Source organism: Hyphomonas sp. (assembly GCF_018402285.1).
GTDB lineage: Bacteria > Pseudomonadota > Alphaproteobacteria > Caulobacterales > Hyphomonadaceae > Hyphomonas.
Genome location: NZ_JAGYJH010000001.1, coordinates 19,242 through 34,855 on the forward strand (window position 1 = coordinate 19,242; position 15,614 = coordinate 34,855).

At 63.2% G+C, this 15,614-nt stretch carries 15 protein-coding genes and 1 tRNA gene; 7 read left to right on the plus strand and 9 right to left on the minus strand.

Annotated elements, in window-relative coordinates:
* Positions 1-43 precede the first annotated feature (43 nt).
* Genes tldD through KG722_RS00115 form a run of 3 tightly spaced genes read left to right on the plus strand, consistent with a single transcriptional unit; the run spans position 44 to position 2,278 of the window.
* Positions 44-1,447, plus strand: a complete 1,404-nt coding sequence (gene tldD / locus KG722_RS00105) for a metalloprotease TldD (protein ID WP_213268378.1) — start codon at positions 44-46, stop codon at positions 1,445-1,447.
* The gene (locus KG722_RS00110) at positions 1,444-1,848 is read left to right on the plus strand and encodes a rhodanese-like domain-containing protein (RefSeq protein ID WP_213268379.1); all 405 of its coding nucleotides are present in this window, start codon (positions 1,444-1,446) and stop codon (positions 1,846-1,848) included. The genes tldD and KG722_RS00110 overlap by 4 nt, the downstream gene beginning before the upstream one ends.
* 37 nt (positions 1,849-1,885) lie before the next feature.
* Positions 1,886-2,278, plus strand: a complete 393-nt coding sequence (locus KG722_RS00115; RefSeq protein ID WP_213268380.1) for a YbaN family protein — start codon at positions 1,886-1,888, stop codon at positions 2,276-2,278.
* A 4-nt stretch (positions 2,279-2,282) separates the two neighbouring features.
* On the opposite strand, the gene KG722_RS00120 is transcribed toward KG722_RS00115, so the two are convergent.
* From KG722_RS00120 to KG722_RS00150, 7 genes are all read right to left on the minus strand, one after another.
* On the minus strand, positions 2,283-2,528 hold the full coding sequence (locus KG722_RS00120) for a hypothetical protein (protein ID WP_213268381.1): 246 nt from the start codon (positions 2,526-2,528) through the stop codon (positions 2,283-2,285).
* 109 nt (positions 2,529-2,637) lie between these two features.
* Complete coding sequence (locus KG722_RS00125; protein WP_213268382.1) at positions 2,638-3,840, minus strand: serine hydrolase domain-containing protein; 1,203 nt, start codon at positions 3,838-3,840, stop codon at positions 2,638-2,640.
* Between the two features lie 133 nt (positions 3,841-3,973).
* On the minus strand, positions 3,974-6,289 hold the full coding sequence (gene clpA, locus KG722_RS00130; protein ID WP_213268383.1) for an ATP-dependent Clp protease ATP-binding subunit ClpA: 2,316 nt from the start codon (positions 6,287-6,289) through the stop codon (positions 3,974-3,976).
* Between the two features lie 57 nt (positions 6,290-6,346).
* On the minus strand, positions 6,347-6,703 hold the full coding sequence (clpS, locus tag KG722_RS00135; protein ID WP_366909850.1) for an ATP-dependent Clp protease adapter ClpS: 357 nt from the start codon (positions 6,701-6,703) through the stop codon (positions 6,347-6,349).
* Positions 6,704-6,801: 98 nt separating this feature from the next.
* Entirely contained in the window at positions 6,802-7,203 is a 402-nt protein-coding gene (locus KG722_RS00140) for a DUF1499 domain-containing protein (protein ID WP_213268384.1), read from the minus strand.
* 32 nt (positions 7,204-7,235) lie between these two features.
* Positions 7,236-8,588, minus strand: coding sequence for a tetratricopeptide repeat protein (locus tag KG722_RS00145; RefSeq protein WP_213268385.1), 1,353 nt, complete (start codon positions 8,586-8,588; stop codon positions 7,236-7,238).
* Between the two features lie 172 nt (positions 8,589-8,760).
* Positions 8,761-9,177 (minus strand): phasin, encoded by a 417-nt coding sequence (locus tag KG722_RS00150; protein ID WP_213268386.1) that lies wholly within the window; start codon positions 9,175-9,177, stop codon positions 8,761-8,763.
* A gap of 240 nt (positions 9,178-9,417) precedes the next feature.
* Between KG722_RS00150 and KG722_RS00155 the strand changes: the two genes are divergently transcribed.
* A complete protein-coding gene (locus KG722_RS00155) occupies positions 9,418-10,674 on the plus strand; it encodes a D-alanyl-D-alanine carboxypeptidase family protein (protein ID WP_213268387.1) in 1,257 nt (418 codons plus the stop codon).
* Between the two features lie 95 nt (positions 10,675-10,769).
* On the plus strand, positions 10,770-11,735 hold the full coding sequence (locus tag KG722_RS00160) for a KpsF/GutQ family sugar-phosphate isomerase (protein WP_213268388.1): 966 nt from the start codon (positions 10,770-10,772) through the stop codon (positions 11,733-11,735).
* Positions 11,736-11,740: 5 nt separating this feature from the next.
* Here the strand turns inward: KG722_RS00160 and KG722_RS00165 are convergent, their stop codons facing one another.
* Positions 11,741-12,523, minus strand: a complete 783-nt coding sequence (locus tag KG722_RS00165) for an SIMPL domain-containing protein (RefSeq protein ID WP_213268389.1) — start codon at positions 12,521-12,523, stop codon at positions 11,741-11,743.
* Between the two features lie 106 nt (positions 12,524-12,629).
* On the opposite strand from KG722_RS00165, the gene KG722_RS00170 reads away from it, so the two are divergent.
* Positions 12,630-12,706, plus strand: a tRNA-Ile gene (locus tag KG722_RS00170).
* 193 nt (positions 12,707-12,899) lie between these two features.
* Positions 12,900-14,792, plus strand: a complete 1,893-nt coding sequence (locus KG722_RS15300; protein WP_213268390.1) for a polysaccharide biosynthesis protein — start codon at positions 12,900-12,902, stop codon at positions 14,790-14,792.
* Between the two features lie 78 nt (positions 14,793-14,870).
* Here the strand turns inward: KG722_RS15300 and KG722_RS00180 are convergent, their stop codons facing one another.
* Positions 14,871-15,587 carry a DUF1428 domain-containing protein gene (locus tag KG722_RS00180; RefSeq protein WP_213268391.1) on the minus strand — a complete coding sequence of 239 codons (717 nt, stop codon included), beginning with the start codon at positions 15,585-15,587 and terminating at the stop codon, positions 14,871-14,873.
* Between the last annotated feature and the right edge of the window lie 27 nt (positions 15,588-15,614).

A 15,614-nucleotide genomic window follows, 5' to 3' on the forward strand; every position in this document is an offset into this window, starting at 1 on the left:
GCTGAGGCTTGTACCCGGACAGGTTCGCCCGCATCTTGGGGACATGACCCAATCTCTCCTGCCCTTTGACCTGACAGCCGCTTCCGCCATCCTGGCCGAGGCCACCCGCGGCGCTGATGACGGCGATCTCTATGTTGAGCGATCACGCTCGGAGAGCTTCGTTTTCGACGATGGCCGGCTGAAATCGGCCGCCTATGACACCGATCAGGGATTTGGCCTGCGGGTTGTGGCGGGCGAGGCGCAGGGCTCGGGCTATGCCTCGCAGCTGACCCTCGACGCCATCCGCCGCGCGGGCGACACCGCCGCGCAGGCCAAGCGCGGCCATTCCGGCTCGCTGGCGACCGGCCCGCAGCCGACCAACCGGCGCCTTTACGCCCCCATCGACCCGACGCTGGCGCCTGCTTTTACCGACAAGACGAACCTTCTGGCCGAAATCGACGCCTTTGCCCGCGTGAGCGATCCGCGCGTCGTACAAGTGTCGGTCTCGCTGTCTGGCAGCCACAAGGAAATCGACATCCTGCGCCCGGACGGCGCGCACTTCCATGAAGTACGCCCGCTGGTGCGGCTCAACGTGTCGGTCACGCTGGAAGAAAACGGCCGACGCGAATCGGCCGGCTCCGGCGCCGGCGGCCGCGCCGCCTATGACGAATGGATCGCCCCGGACCGCTGGAAGGCGATGGTGCGCCGCGCGATCGAGAAGGCGTCGGTAAACCTCAAATCCATCCCTGCCCCCGCCGGAGAGATGGAAGTCGTGCTCGGCCCCGGCTGGCCCGCCGTGCTTTTGCACGAAGCGGTCGGCCATGGCCTGGAGGGCGACTTCAACCGCAAGGGCACCAGCGTCTATTCCGGCCAGATCGGCCAGCAGGTTGCCGCCAAAGGCGTCACTGTGATTGATGACGGCTCGATCGAAGCCCGTCGCGGCTCGCTCTCCTTCGATGACGAAGGCACGCCGACCCAGCGCACCGTGCTGATCGAGGACGGCATCCTGAAAGGCTACATGCAGGACCGGATGAATGCCCGCCTGATGGGCATGGCGCCCACCGGCAATGGCCGGCGTGAAAGCTACGAGTCCCAGACCATGCCGCGGATGACCAACACGGTGATGCTCGGCGGAGACAAGGACCCCAAGGAGATCGTCGCCTCGATCAAACGCGGTCTGTGGGCGGTGGATTTCGGCGGCGGACAGGTGGACATCACGTCAGGCAACTTTGTCTTTCAGTGTACGGAGGCTTACCTCGTCGAGAACGGCAAGGTGGTTGCCCCCGTTAAGAACGCCACCCTGATCGGCCATGGGCCCACCGTGTTGCACGACGTGACCATGATCGGCAATGATTTTGCCATGGACGACGGCGTAGGCGTATGCGGCAAGGCCGGGCAGTCCGTTCCAGTCGGTGTCGGCCAGCCAACGCTGAAGGTCGGCTCCCTGACCGTTGGCGGAGCCGGATGAACATCCAGTCCATCCTCGCCTCGATGTTTTCCCTGAAGGGCGATGGCCGCGCCGCACCGCCCGTTCAACGGCTGACCGCGCGCGAGGCATATGACAAGCTTCGCGCCGGAGAGATCACCCTGATTGATGTGCGCACATCTGAGGAATGGCGCCAGAGCGGCGTGCCCGAAGGGGCCGGACGCGCCACCCTTCAGGACCAGGATTTTCTGAAACAGGTCATGCAGCATGCCGGAAGCTTTGAAGCACCGGTCGCCTTCATCTGCCGCTCCGGCCAGCGATCGGGCCAGTCCGCAGCCCAGGCGCGGTCTGTCGGCTTCACCCGTGTTTTCAACGTCGTTGGCGGCATGGAAGGCCCTGAGGGCTGGCTGGCCGAGCGCCTGCCAGTAACCTTCCCGCGATGAACCGTTGGGCCCGCATGCGCCGCGGGACAGCCCCAACATGACCCGGCCGGTTTTCATCCTGATCGGCCTTGCCGCCACCGGGCTCGCCATTCTCGGCGCCATCCTGCCCGGCATGCCTGCCACCGTGTTCCTGATCGTCGCGCTGTGGGCGTTCTCGCGCTCTTCAGACCGAATGACCCGGTGGCTCGAAAGCATTCCCATCCTGAGCGTCCCCCTGAAAGAAGCCCGCCGCTTCGAGGAACGCCGCACTGTGCGACCGGCAGTCAAGCGCGTGGCCGTGGGCTTTGCCTGGGGCTCTGCGCTGGTTACGGCGGGCGTGTCCCAGTCCCTCACCGCGCCGCTTGTGCTGATCGTCGCGCTGGCCGCCGTGGCCGCAACCGTCGTGATGATCCTTATACCGACAGACCGGGAGTCGCCGGACGTGCCGTGACCTCTCAGGAAATGCCGGGATCGACACATTCCCTGAGGCTCGTCAGATCATGAATGAGCTCCGGCATACCGTCGATACACAACTCCAGCGGATAGACGATCTTGTGCCGCGGAATGATCCTGCCATCGCGCCGCGCCGGCATGAAGCGCACCGCTTCCAACGCCGCTGTGGCGCTGGCGCAAAACTCCGGATGCGAACAACGCGGTTGGATATGGCTGGTCTGCCCGCGTGTATCGACGCAGAGCATCACCTCGCACTACCCCTGCAACATTACCCGGGCGGCGGCGCGGGGATAGGAGGGCATGGGCGGACGCACCGGGCGGGCCCTGGCGTCCGGCAGGCTGCCGCTCAAGCCATTTCTAACGCACCCACGATCCCGGCGCATTGGTGCGATAGCCCAGCGATGTGTAGGCCGCATCAATCAGGCTCTGGCCACGCTCGTTGAGCAGGAGGCCGCCGCCCATCTGGTTCATGGTGTAGGAAAACGCCATGCGCGCTTCGGGGTCGGCAAAACCGATGGAGCCGCCCGCGCCGACATGGCCGAAGGCTGCCTCGCCCAGGATGGCGCTGGTGCCCGGCCCAAGGCCGAGGCCACGATTGTCCATCGATTTCATATAGCCCGAAGCAAAGCGCGAGGGGATCAGCAGCGTCGCGTCACGCTGGGTCGCGGTGGTGACACGCCCCATGGCAGCGAGACGGTCAGCCGAGACGAGCTTGCCGCTGTTGGTGGCAAGCTCGGTATACCACTTGACCTGCCCGCGCGCGTTCGAGAGGCCGCCGCCGCCGCCGACCTCGGCAGCCTGGCATTTGCGGTCATTCCAGTCCCAGCCACCGGTATTGAGAAAGGATTTGTGCTGGATGGAATTGGGGTCCGTCATCAGCGCGATCGTGAACTCCGTAGGCTGATCTGTGGGCAGAGGCTGATACATGCGGATGGGCGCGATGTGCACCTGCTCGCTTTCGGGAAGGCCGATCCAGAATTTCGCGCCGGTTTTTTCGGCCACTTCCTCCCGGAAGAATGTGCCGAGCGATTTGCCCGAAACCCGGCGGACCAGCTCGCCCACCGTCCAGCCGAAGTTGACCATGTGATAGCCGTTGCGCGTGCCCGGCTCCCAGAAGGCTTCTTCGTCCTCCATCCGCTTGATCATGTAATCCCAGTCGCCAAAGCCGCCGGGCCTCACCGCGTCGCGCACCGTCGGCAGCGCGCTCTCATGATTGAGCATCATCTGGACGGTGGTCTTTTCTTTCCCGGCCTTGGCGAACTCCGGCCAGTATTCGCTGACGAGCGCGGAGGGGTTCAGCTCACCCCGGTCGATAAGAATATGCGCACAGGTGGCGACGGCGGCCTTGGTGCAGGAGAAGACGATGGAAATCGTGTCTTCCTGCCAGGGATCATTCGTCTCCGGATTGGCCATGCCGCCCCAGAGATCGACGGCAACCTCGCCGTCCACCGACAGGCAGACAGAGGCGCCGACTTCGCCGCGCGCGGCAAAGTTGCGCTCGAACGCCTCACGGACTTTTGCGAATTTGGGGTCACACTTTCCCTGCACGCTGGCGGCCATCTGATTTCCTCCCGGGGTTCTTTTGCCGGCAGGTTAGCGGGTTTGCGCGGCTTGGGGAGGGGTTGCGTTGGGGAAAGCAAAAGGGCCGCCCCGGATGGGACGGCCCTTGATGATGTTCAAGCCGGTAAGAAGATCAGGTTGCCGGTTCTTCGGTAGCGTCCTTGGTGGGTTTCTTCTTCTTCGGGGGTTCGGCGAGGTATTTGAAGGTAAGTTCCTCGCCATTCTTGTGGAGGTCGATCTTGACGACGCCGCCCTTCTGCAGCTGGCCGAAGAGGAGCTCTTCCGCCATCGGCTTCTTGACGAATTCCTGGATCGTTCGGGACAGGGGCCGCGCGCCCATTTCAGCATCAAAGCCGCGCTTGGCCAGCCATTCGCGCGCCGGTTTCGACACTTCGATGGAGACGTTGCGGTCTTCCAGCTGAACTTCCAGCTGCAGGATGAACTTCTCGACGACACGGTCGATGATCTGCGGCGTGAGGCCACCGAAGGTGACGATGGCGTCGAGGCGGTTGCGGAACTCGGGCGTGAACATGCGCTTGAGCGCCTCTTCCTGCTCTTCGTCCTTCTTGCCCCGGCCAAAGCCGATGGAGTTTTTCGCCGCGTCGGACGCGCCCGCATTCGTCGTCATGATGACGATGACATTGCGGAAGTCGACCTTGCGGCCGTTGGCATCGGTCAGCGCGCCGTTGTCCATCACCTGCAGGAGGATGTTGAAGAGGTCCGGGTGGGCCTTCTCGATCTCGTCGAGCAGGAGGACGCAATGCGGGTGCTGATCCACGCCGTCCGTGAGCAGGCCGCCTTCATCATAACCGACATAGCCCGGAGGCGCGCCGATCAGACGGCTGACGGTATGGCGCTCCATGTATTCGGACATGTCGAAGCGCAGCATCTCGACGCCCATGATGGAGGCGAGCTGCTTGGCAACTTCGGTCTTGCCGACACCGGTCGGGCCGGTGAACAGGTAGGAGCCGATGGGCTTATTGGGCTCGCGCAGGCCGGCGCGGGCGAGCTTGATCGAGGCCGAGAGGGCTTCGATGGCTTCGTCCTGACCGAACACGACACGTTTGAGGTCGGCGTCGAGCGATTTCAGCGCGGCCGCATCATCAGACGTGACCTGCTTGGGCGGAATGCGCGCGATCTTGGCGACGACCGCTTCGATGTCGCGGATGCCGACGGTTTTCTTGCGCTTGGAAGCGGGGAGCAGCCATTGGGCAGCGCCTGCCTCGTCCACGACATCAATCGCCTTGTCGGGCAGCTTGCGGTCGGTGATGTAGCGGTCCGACAGCTCGACGGCCGCCTTGATGGCGTCGTTGGTGTATTTCAGACCGTGGAAATCCTCGAACTTTGATTTCAGACCCGTGAGGATCTTGATCGCGTCCGGAACAGTCGGCTCGACCACATCGATCTTGCGGAAGCGGCGGGAAAGCGCACGGTCCTTCTCAAAGTGCTGCTTGTATTCCTTGAAAGTGGTCGAGCCCATGCAGCGCAGGCCGCCGGACTGGAGCGCAGGCTTCAGGAGGTTCGAGGCGTCCATTGCGCCACCCGAAGTGGCACCTGCCCCGATGATTGTGTGGATCTCGTCGATGAACAGGATGGCTTTTTCCTGCTGCTCGAGTTCCTTCATCACCGATTTCAGGCGTTCCTCGAAGTCACCGCGATAGCGCGTGCCAGCCAGCAGGGCGCCCATGTCGAGCGACCAGATGATGGCGTCGTCGAGGATTTCAGGCGCTTCGCCGTCAACGATGCGCTTGGCGAGGCCTTCGGCAATTGCCGTCTTGCCGACGCCGGGGTCGCCGACGAGGATCGGGTTGTTCTTGTTGCGGCGGCACAGCACCTCGATGCAGCGGTTGACCTCTGCATCGCGCCCGATCAGCGGGTCGATCTTGCCGGCCCGCGCCTTGGCGTTGAGATTGACGCAATAGGTGTCGAGTGCCTCATGGCCCTGCTTCACCGGTTCTTCCTCTGAGGCTTCTGCGCCGCGCGGGGTAGACGGGCGCGACATGCCCGGCTGCTTGGCGACGCCGTGAGAGATAAAATTGACCGCGTCATACCGCGTCATGTCCTGCTCCTGCAGGAAATAGGCGGCGTGGCTTTCGCGCTCGGAGAAGATCGAGACGAGCACGTTGGCGCCCGTCACTTCTTCGCGGCCCGAGCTTTCGACATGCAGGATGGCGCGCTGGACAACGCGCTGGAAGGCAGCGGTCGGCTGCACCCGGCCTTCGCTGTCATCAACGATAAGGCTGGAAAGCTCCTCGTCGATATAGCGGGCCAGGTCTCCGCGCAGGGCCTCGATATCCACCTTGCAGGCCCCCATGACTTCACGGGCATGCTCATCTTCGGTGAGCGCCAGAAGGAGGTGCTCAAGCGTGGCGTACTCATGATCGCGTTCGGACGCGAGCGTGAGAGCCTTTTCGAGAGCCGTTTCGAGAGAGGGTGAGAGACGTGGCAAAGGAGGTAGCCTTCCGGGGGTGTGTGTGAACGGGGCCTAGAGTCTGTATATAGTGGCTTAGTCTTCTTTCTCCATGACGCACTGGAGAGGATGTTCGTGCCGGCGTGCAAGATCGAGCACCTGGGCTACCTTGGTCTCGGCAACCTCGTATGTATAGACCCCGCATAGTCCCACGCCCTTCTGGTGGACGTGAAGCATGATCCGCGTCGCCTGCTCACGGGAGCGGTTGAAGAACCGCTCGAGGATGAACACAACGAATTCCATCGGCGTGTAGTCATCATTTAGAAGAAGGACGCGGTAGAGAGACGGCTTCTTGGTCTTGATCCGTGTTTCGGTGGCCAGGTCAAAGCCTGTGCCATCACCGTCCCCCGTCTGGCCGCCCCCGGGGCCGCCGGAGTTCGATGATCCATTCATCCGGACCGGATCGAAATCGCTGCTCATGGTAATCAAGATATACGTTCCTGTGCGAGATTGAAGATGCATTTACCGTCTAAATCCAGCTCTGCACGCTTTCACGGCAGACTGAGCGCAGCGGAAAGTTCATCAAGTCGCTTCCGGTTGGCTCCGAGATCCGAGTAGCCGACGCGGGAGCGCGAATAGGCAGCGAAGGTCGATCGGCCGGGCGCGCCATCAACCGGCAATATGGTGACGTCCACATCATCTTTAAACCGCAACAGCCTGGTTACGGCGATAAAGCGCACCTGCCCGGTCGCGCCGTCGGCGGCCACGAGCTTCCAGCTACCCCGTGCCTCGATCATTGCCAGCAGCCGCGCAAAGCTTTCTGCGGGCGGAAAAGGCAGCTCCGGCGGGGCCGCATCGGGCGCCTCCAGGGGCGTGAACCCGGCCGGCGCAATCAGCGCCGTATTCGGCTTGGCAGGGCGTCTAAGCGTCTTGAAGTCGATAAAGTCCGTCATGGTCTGATCACCTGTTGATCCATTCTGCCCGTTCAATGCTCCCGTTTTGCCCGGGCCGCAAAGGCGCGGTTGACGCGGCTGGCCGGGCGAAGCGACAGGCGTTCGGCAATCAGGGCATCGGCAAGCCCGTTTACCCGCCCCCGTATTGCCGCCTCGGTCAGCGTCCAGTCGATCACGTCGCGCTGGGCATGGCTACCGCCAAAGGTCGCGTAAATCTGCCGCGCCGGGAACAGCAGCTCTGCTGCATCCGCATATTTGCCTTTGCCGAAAGCCACGAGGCCTTCGATGACCGGGCGGCCGGTATGGGCCATCCAGTCGCGCATCTCGCCGGGCTCGGCACCTTCGGCCGCTACCAGCAGGTCCAGCGCGTCATTGCGGCGGCCCGCGCCGATGAACGCCATCGCCGCGTGCATGTCGTTGAACGGATAGCAGCGGCCGTCGGCATGCTGCGTCCAGGCCTCGGCCAGTTCATCCCAGCGCTCGCCAAGGTCTACCCCGATCACATGCAGCCGCCACAGCAGCGCGGCGGCATCGGCCATATTCATCGCCACCGTGCTTTCCCCGGCGCGGATCTCGTCGTCATAAAGCTGGAGCGCGGCCTCGAACTCACCGAGTTCCAGATGGCACAACGCCAGATGCCACCAGTTATGGATTTTCAGGAAATTGTCGGGCTGGGCCCAATGCTCCCGGCGGCGGCGGATGAAATCCCGGCCCTCATCGGCGCGGCCCTGCATTTCCAGCACGTGCACGACCGCATGGTGGGCCCAGCTGTCGTCGGCATTGCGCTCCAGCGCTTGGCGCCCGGCCGCTTCGGCGCGGGCATAATCGCCGGCCTCTTCAAGTCCGAACGCATGCATGCCCAGGAGGAACGAGCGCTCCGGCAGCTTGTCCCAGGCAGGCAGCGCGCGGGCGATCCGGTCGCGCAGGTTGCGCGCGTTGGCGGTAAGGAAATCCACCTGATGGCCAGCGAGCAGGGCAAGGTAATCGCGCGGATGGGAGGCAGACCAGATGTCGAGCGCCAGCCCGGCCTGCGTCCAGCTGCCCGCCGTGGCCGCCTGCAGCGCGCCCAGATGCGCCGCCTCGCGCTCATTGGCGGACGGGTTCTCCTTCTCGATATCCCGCAGGATGCGCCGCGCCCCGGCCGTCGCGCCCGGCTCGGTCGACATCACATAGATCCAGGCCTTGGCGATCTTGGCCATCGCGAAGTCAGGCGAATCGGCAATCGCATCATCCAGAGGCTCGACCGGATTGCCCCGGAAGCGCGCAAAGCGCTGACAGGACAGGTCAAACAGTTCCGCTGCCTTCGGACTGGCCCCCGCCAGTGGATTGCCTTGCCGGTCCTGAACCATTGCGACGCCCCCCAGACGCTGACTGCAGGAGATCATAGATCGGTTCGCGGCCCGGGCGAACCCGGTTTGAAGCTTCTGCGACGGTAGACGCTGGGGCAGCGGGAAAGAAAAAAGGCCGGACCAACCGGCCCGGCCTCTCAAATCTACGCTCTCACTCTACATCCGGGCGCCGGGAGGAAGCGCCGGAGCCGGAAAACCAGAGAGTGTCTTACTTCGCGACACGCGACATGAACGGCTTGGCTGCTTCGCGCCACGCGCCCAGGCAAAGCTCGGTCTGCGCAGTGAATTCGGCGGTGTAGGCCGAGAACATCGACTTGGCGTAGCCAGACTGGATCTGGAGCATCTCGCGCGGATCGCGGGCCGAGGCGAGGGCCTGGGTCATCTCGACGCCTTGCTCCATGGCCTGGGTCATGAAGTTCATGTTGCGGCTGCCGATCTCACGCATCGTTTCGGTCGACAGGGCGGCGCTGTCCTTGAGCGCTTTCACACCGTCTTCGGTATATTCGGAAAACTTGGATGCAAAACCGGCCATCGTGTCCATGCCAGCTTCGATTTTCTTCGTGGCAGCCTCGGCGGGACGCGCTTCTGCCTTTGCCCGGGGAGCGGATTTTGTGGTCGTGGCCATGGGGACATTCCTTCAGCTAAGGGAATTCTGACTGCGCGGACATAACACGCTACCTTCGCGGCCGCAATAAATTTTGTGCGCTGCAACATTAATCATTTTGCATGAGATTTGCATCAGGCTTTCAGATTACAAAACATTAGTCCGCTCATCCTGTGTTAAGCTGTGGTCAATAGAAATAGCTGAATCTAGGGTAGTCCTGGATGGTCCGGGGGGCGTGTTTAGTTCTGGAGGGTGCAGCCCATGGCAGCCATAGTCTGGTCCCGTGCATTTCGCGGGTCCGCCATAGCCGCCTCAGTATCGGTCACTGCCGCCGTTCTGGCGCCGGTTGCCCATGCTGAAAAATACGCCGCTATCGTTGTGGACGCCGATACCGGCGAAGTGCTGCACGCACGAAACCAGGACGATCCGCGTTACCCCGCCTCGCTCACCAAGGTCATGACGCTTTACCTGCTGTTCGACGCCATTGAGGCGGGCGAAGTCGGGCTCAAGGACAAGATCAAGGTCTCGCGCAATGCCGCGGCCCAGCCGCCTTCGAACCTGCGTCTGAGGGCTGGCGATACGATTACCGTCGAAGACGCGATCTACGCCCTCGTCACCAAATCGGCCAATGATGTTGCCGCTGCCGTCGCCGAATTCCTTGGTGGCTCCGAGCGCAAGTTCGCCGGCATGATGACCGACAAGGCCAGCGAGCTGGGCCTTGCCAACACCACCTTCCGCAACGCTTCGGGCCTGCCTAATACGGCGCAGCTGTCGACCGCGCGCGACCTGGCGATTCTCGCCGACGCGCTGCTCGACAATCACGGCGACTATTACCATTACTTCCAGAACCAGCGCTTCAGCTGGGGCGGGATGACCTACAAGAGCCACAACAAGCTGATTGGCAGCGTGGATGGCGTGGACGGGATCAAGACCGGCTACACCCGCGCCTCCGGCTTCAATCTGATGACCTCGGCTGAGCGCGATGGCCGCCGCGTGATCGCTGTCATGCTGGGCGGGGCTTCGGCCAAGTCGCGCGATGCGCATGTCACTGAACTTGTGGAATCGGCGTTCGCTGCCCTCGGCCAGACGCCTGAGGTTATTGATCCCAACTCCAAGCTGATGTCTTTCGCCGCTTTGCAGACGCCGCTCAACCCGAACGCCGCCGCCGAGCCGATGCTCAATGGCCGCCCGCTGAGCGCGATTCTCGCTGAAGCCGCCCCCAACCAGACTGCAGACCTGCTGCAGGAGCCGGAAATCGTCGAAGGCGACGCGAGCGAGCAGGCCCCGGCGCCGGCCGAAGAAATCGCTGCTGCTGCAGACTTCAACGTGCCCGCCACGCTGAGCGTCAGCGGCTATGAAAAGGCCCAGACCGGCATCACGGCAGGCCCCCCGCAGATCCTGCCTGCCCTCACGCTCAATGGCATCTCTGTGTCAGAATATGAGGCCAGACAGGCAGCCAAGGCCGCTGCCGGCAAGTCTGTCTCCGACTATACCCTCCGCCAGATGCGCCGCCGCTGACCGGGACATTTCTGCAGGCCACCGGGGCTTGATGCATCCGGCCAATTGCAGGAGAAGGCCCATACGCCAGACCGGCGTGAGGAGTTCCCGTCGCCTTGACCACGCAATCCGACCTCGATCTTGCCCGCACTGTCATCCGCACCGAGCGCGATGCCCTTGAAAAGCTTGAATCCGTCATCGGCCCGGAGCTGGCCGAGGCCGTAAACATCATCCTTGCCACCGACCGGCATGTGATTGTCGCAGGCGTCGGCAAGTCCGGCCATATCGGCCAGAAGATCGCCGCGAGCCTCGCCTCGACCGGCACGCCCGCCTTCTTCCTTCACCCCACTGAAGCCAGCCATGGCGACCTCGGCATGATTGTTCCGGGGTCTGTCGTTCTGGCGATTTCCTATTCCGGCGAGAGCCGCGAGCTGACCGACCTGCTGCGCTACTGCAAGGGCAACGCAATCCCGCTGATCGCAATGACCCGCGCGCGCCAATCAACCCTTGGCCGCTATGCCGATGTGGTGCTCGAAACGCCGGTTGTACCCGAAGCCTGCCCCAATGGCCTGGCGCCCACTTCGTCCACGACCATGGCGCTCGCCCTGGGCGACGCGCTCACAATCGTGCTGATGGCGCGGCGCGGCTTCTCGCGCGAAGAGTTCGGCTTCCGCCATCCCGGCGGCAAGCTCGGCCGCACGCTGCAGACGGCTGCAGATTACATCCGCGACCAGTCTGGCCCGCTGCCGCTCGCGGGCGCAAATGCCAGCTTCGAGGAGCTGGTCATCGCCGTGTCCGAAGGCCGCAAGGGCTGCGCCGGCATTGTGGATGAGGATGGCAAGCTGATCGGCATGGTCACGGACGGTGACCTGCGCCGGGCGATCCTCGCCGGGCGCCTGAAGGCTGGCGCATATGAAGTGATGACCCCGCGCCCGCAGACGATCAACCCGTCCGAGCGGATGATGAATGTCATCAAGAGCTTCAGCGAGAACCGGATCTCGAACGCCTTCGTGGTCGACGAGACCGGCGCGCCCGCCGGCCTCATCGACATGAAGGACCTTCTGGCCGAAGGCTATGTCTGAGCAGGCTACTTCGTCAGCTCGAACATCACGCTGAGATTGGCCGTGACGCCGACTTCACCGCCCGCAACCGGGGTTGATTCCATCATGCTGTCGGCCATCGCCATCCGCGCCATCTGCATCGGCTGGGGCGACTGTTCATAGCCTTCGGTGATGGTCACGATGCGGGCGACCCGCAGACCAGCAGCAGACGCGTAGAGCTCTGCCTTCGCAATGGCATCCTTCATCGCCTTGGCGCGGGCCTCGTTGCGCATTTCCTTGTCGTCATCGATGGCGAAGTTGACGCCCGAAAGCGTATTTCCGCCTGAAGAAACCAGCCCGTCGATCGTGTCGCCCAGGCGGCTGAGGTCGCGCACGCGCACGGTGACCTGATTGGACGCGACATAGCCTGCCAGTTTCTGCTGGCCGCGCTTCATGCCGGTGCGATCCTCGGTTTCGATATAGTCGTAACGCGGCTGCAGGCTGAGCCCGGAGGTCTGCATGTCGCGGTCGGCGATGCCGGCGGCGCGCAGCGCCTCGAACACGCCGTTCATGGCAGACGACTGGGCCGCCATCGCCTCTTTCGCCGTGGCGCGCTCCTCGGTCACACCGGCTGTGACGAACGCAATGTCGGGCGCACGATCGATCCGCGCTTCAGCCGATACATTGATGGTGGTTTCAGGCTGGATCGAGTTGGGATGTCCCATCTGTGTGCTCCCGGCTGGCGCGGCGTAGGCGGCCGCTCCCTGCGCGCAGGCAGCCGGAGCAAGGGCCATAACCAGCGCGATGGCGGACAAAGTTGCATGTTTCATGGATAATCACCTCTTAACCGGGAACCGGATGTGGATGTGTCTGTCTTGTATTCCGAAGAAGGCCGTTGCGTGGCAAGCCTGCGGGCCTTAAACGACTTTCCCTGTGGGGCCTGTAGCTCAGTTGGTTAGAGCGGACCGCTCATAACGGTTTGGTCGCAGGTTCAAGTCCTGCCGGGCCCACCAAGGATTTCCACAGGCAGAATGTCAACAAGTTCAACGCGATCAGCTTGGAGGGCAGGGCTGCCACGGAATTGCTCCAATTCCGTTACAAAGAATTGCGGTCTGATGTCGGCATTCATGCTATGCATCTGAAGGCCGCAGTGGCACTACTCGAGGGGTCTGCTTCGCGCGGGCGAGTGTTGAGGGAGTATACGTCGTGACACCCAGAGACGCCGCACGGCGTGCCATGGCCCTGACCCTCACATTCGACATCGTCATGGCTGGCCTGGCGATGTCGGCGGCGCATCTCGATACCCACCTCACCCAGGACAACCGCGACCCGTTCAACTATCTGAGCTGGCTGGCAGCAAGCGCCGCCTTCATGCTTGCAGCGTCCGTTGCTCTTGTGCTGGGCGGCATTCACCGTCAGGTCTGGCGCCATATGGGCGCGCCCGATGCGTGGCGCCTTGTACAGATCATCGGCCTGACGGCCCTGTTCTACCTGCCCGTGATGGTCACGCTGAACGGCCACCTCGAATCACCCGTTCCCACTCTGCTGCTTGCCATCGGTTTCTGGACCGTCGCGCTGTTTGGCGGACGGATGGTTGCGCGCTGGCGCTCCACCCAGCGCCCGATGCAGATCTTCCAGCAGCTGCCCAAGGACGGCCAGCCGATCCTGCTGCTTGGCAACCAGGAAAGCTGGATCGATGTCCTCCGGCGCCTCGAAGGCCGTGATTCGGAAAAGGCCGTGCGCGTGCTCGGTCTCGTCGAAATGGCGGCGCAGGAACCCGGCCGCGCCGTCCGCGGCGTGCCCATCCTCGGCAGCCTCAAGGAACTCAGCGACATCATCGAAATCATGGTGCTGCGCTATGGCGAGACCCCCTGGGTTGCCCTGACCGGCCCGGCCCGCACACCCGCGGTAATGCTGCAGGTTCTCGAAGTCACTTCACGCCACGGCGCCGAGATAATGGCGCTTGGCCATGACGCAGCCGCCCAGGTGCTCGAACCGCTGCGCCCGGCAGACCTCCTGGCCCGGCCCGAGCGGCATCTCGACATGGAGCCTGTGCGCAAGATCCTGACTGGCGCGCGCGTACTTGTCACTGGCGGGGGCGGCTCCATCGGCTCCGAACTCGTGCGCCAGGTCGCCCAGGAATCCCCGGCCGAGCTGACGATCATCGATTTGTCCGAGTACAATCTCTACAAGATCGAGATGGAGCTGAAGCGCGACTGGCCGAAGCTGAAATTCAGCTGCCATCTGGGCGACATACGCGACGAGAACCGTGTCGCGGGTATCTTCTCGGCTGCGCGGCCCGATACGGTCATCCACGCCGCTGCCCTAAAACATGTGCCGCTGATGGAGCGCCATGCCTGTGAGGCAATCCTGACCAACGTCGCCGGCGCGCGCATTGCTGCGCAGTCGGCCGTCGCGGCGGGCGCCAAACGCTTCGTCTTCATCTCGACCGACAAGGCCGTAGACCCGGACAATGTCATGGGGGCCACCAAACGGCTTGCCGAGCTCTGTATCGGGCGGATCCTGACGGAAACGGGCATGGCCGTTGCCATGGTGCGCTTCGGCAATGTTCTGGGCTCCTCGGGCTCTGTCGTGCCGCTGTTCGAGCGCCAGATCGCCCAGGGCGGCCCGGTGACGATCACCGATCCTGATGCCACGCGCTTCTTCATGACCATCGAGGAAGCCTCCGCGCTGGTGCTGCAGGCCGCCGCAATGGACGGGCCCGAGGGCGAAGCCGGCCTCTATGTGCTCGACATGGGCGACCCGATCCCGATCCGCCAGCTGGCCGAAACGATGATCCGCCTGAAGGGCAAGGTGCCCTATGTCGACGTCGCCATCGAGACAATGGGCCTGCGCGAAGGCGAGAAGCTGCACGAGGAGCTGACCTATCCGCACGAGGCGCTGCAACCGACCCCGATCAGCGGCGTTCACCGGGTGAGCTATGAAGCCGCCCATAACGAGCTGTTCAACAAACAGCTGACCCAGCTGATCGAGACCGCCCGCAGCCACCAGCCCGCAGAGGCCCTGCGCCTGCTCGGCATTCTGGTACCCGAATACGGCTCGGAACGCGCCGAACTGCTCAACCTCCGCCTCGCCTGATCCGGCAATCGCAAACAAAAAAGGGCGCCCCTCAGAGCGCCCCAGTGCAGAATTGGGATCTGGCCGCCATGGCCAGCATCACACGTCCACAAGCGGAACAAAGCTGCCATAGATCATGCGTCCCATGTCGGCGCCCACCGTATGCGGACCGAATTCCTGCATGCGGGGATCCGCCATGATCCTTTCCCAGCCAGCGTCCCGCGCGGCCTTGTCCTTCCAGTTGATCCAGGAGAACACTACCGCCTCATCCGGCTTGCGCAGGGAGGCGGTGTGGAAATCATTCACCGTGCCTTCGGGCAGGTTGTCACCCCAGGCATCGACGACCGAAATCGCGCCATACTCCTGGAACAGCGCCGCCATCTTTTCTGACGCCGCCGTATAGGCCTCCCGCTTGTCGGCGGGTACCGGCAGAACCGTACCGTCGATATAACCGGTCTTGACCGTAGCATCGCCAAGAATTGTCTGAAACCCGCCGACAATCATCCGCTTGCCATCAAATGGCATTTCGGGAAATTCCTTCCCCTGCATGTCGGCGATCATCTTCTGCTCGGCTTCATCGCTGGTTTTCCTATCGGGCCAGACAACCCAGGAGAACATTGCGGTCTCGTGAGGCTGTCGCATCACGGCCGAGTTGATGCAGTTGACCTTGCCCTGGGGCACATCATCACCCCAGCCTTCCACCATCGCCACTGCGCCGTAGTCCTTGAACATCGGCCAGGCCTCTTCGGCATGCTTGCGATAGGCATCCTTGTTGGCAGTCGGCACGGCCAGCAGAAATCCGCTTACATATGTCATTGCTCTTGCTCCTTCGCGCTCGGGGCA

Bases quoted from the DNA above. Each gene is read 5' to 3' on its own strand.
- tldD (WP_213268378.1), top strand. From the start codon at position 44: ATGACCCAATCTCTCCTGCCCTTTGACCTGACAGCCGCTTCCGCCATC.
- KG722_RS00110 (WP_213268379.1), top strand. From the start codon at position 1,444: ATGAACATCCAGTCCATCCTCGCCTCGATGTTTTCCCTGAAGGGCGAT.
- KG722_RS00115 (WP_213268380.1), top strand. From the start codon at position 1,886: ATGACCCGGCCGGTTTTCATCCTGATCGGCCTTGCCGCCACCGGGCTC.
- KG722_RS00125 (WP_213268382.1), bottom strand. From the start codon at position 3,840: ATGGCCGCCAGCGTGCAGGGAAAGTGTGACCCCAAATTCGCAAAAGTC.
- clpS (WP_366909850.1), bottom strand. From the start codon at position 6,703: ATGAATGGATCATCGAACTCCGGCGGCCCCGGGGGCGGCCAGACGGGG.
- KG722_RS00140 (WP_213268384.1), bottom strand. From the start codon at position 7,203: ATGACGGACTTTATCGACTTCAAGACGCTTAGACGCCCTGCCAAGCCG.
- KG722_RS00145 (WP_213268385.1), bottom strand. From the start codon at position 8,588: ATGATCTCCTGCAGTCAGCGTCTGGGGGGCGTCGCAATGGTTCAGGAC.
- KG722_RS00150 (WP_213268386.1), bottom strand. From the start codon at position 9,177: ATGGCCACGACCACAAAATCCGCTCCCCGGGCAAAGGCAGAAGCGCGT.
- KG722_RS00155 (WP_213268387.1), top strand. From the start codon at position 9,418: ATGGCAGCCATAGTCTGGTCCCGTGCATTTCGCGGGTCCGCCATAGCC.
- KG722_RS00165 (WP_213268389.1), bottom strand. From the start codon at position 12,523: ATGAAACATGCAACTTTGTCCGCCATCGCGCTGGTTATGGCCCTTGCT.
- KG722_RS00180 (WP_213268391.1), bottom strand. From the start codon at position 15,587: ATGACATATGTAAGCGGATTTCTGCTGGCCGTGCCGACTGCCAACAAG.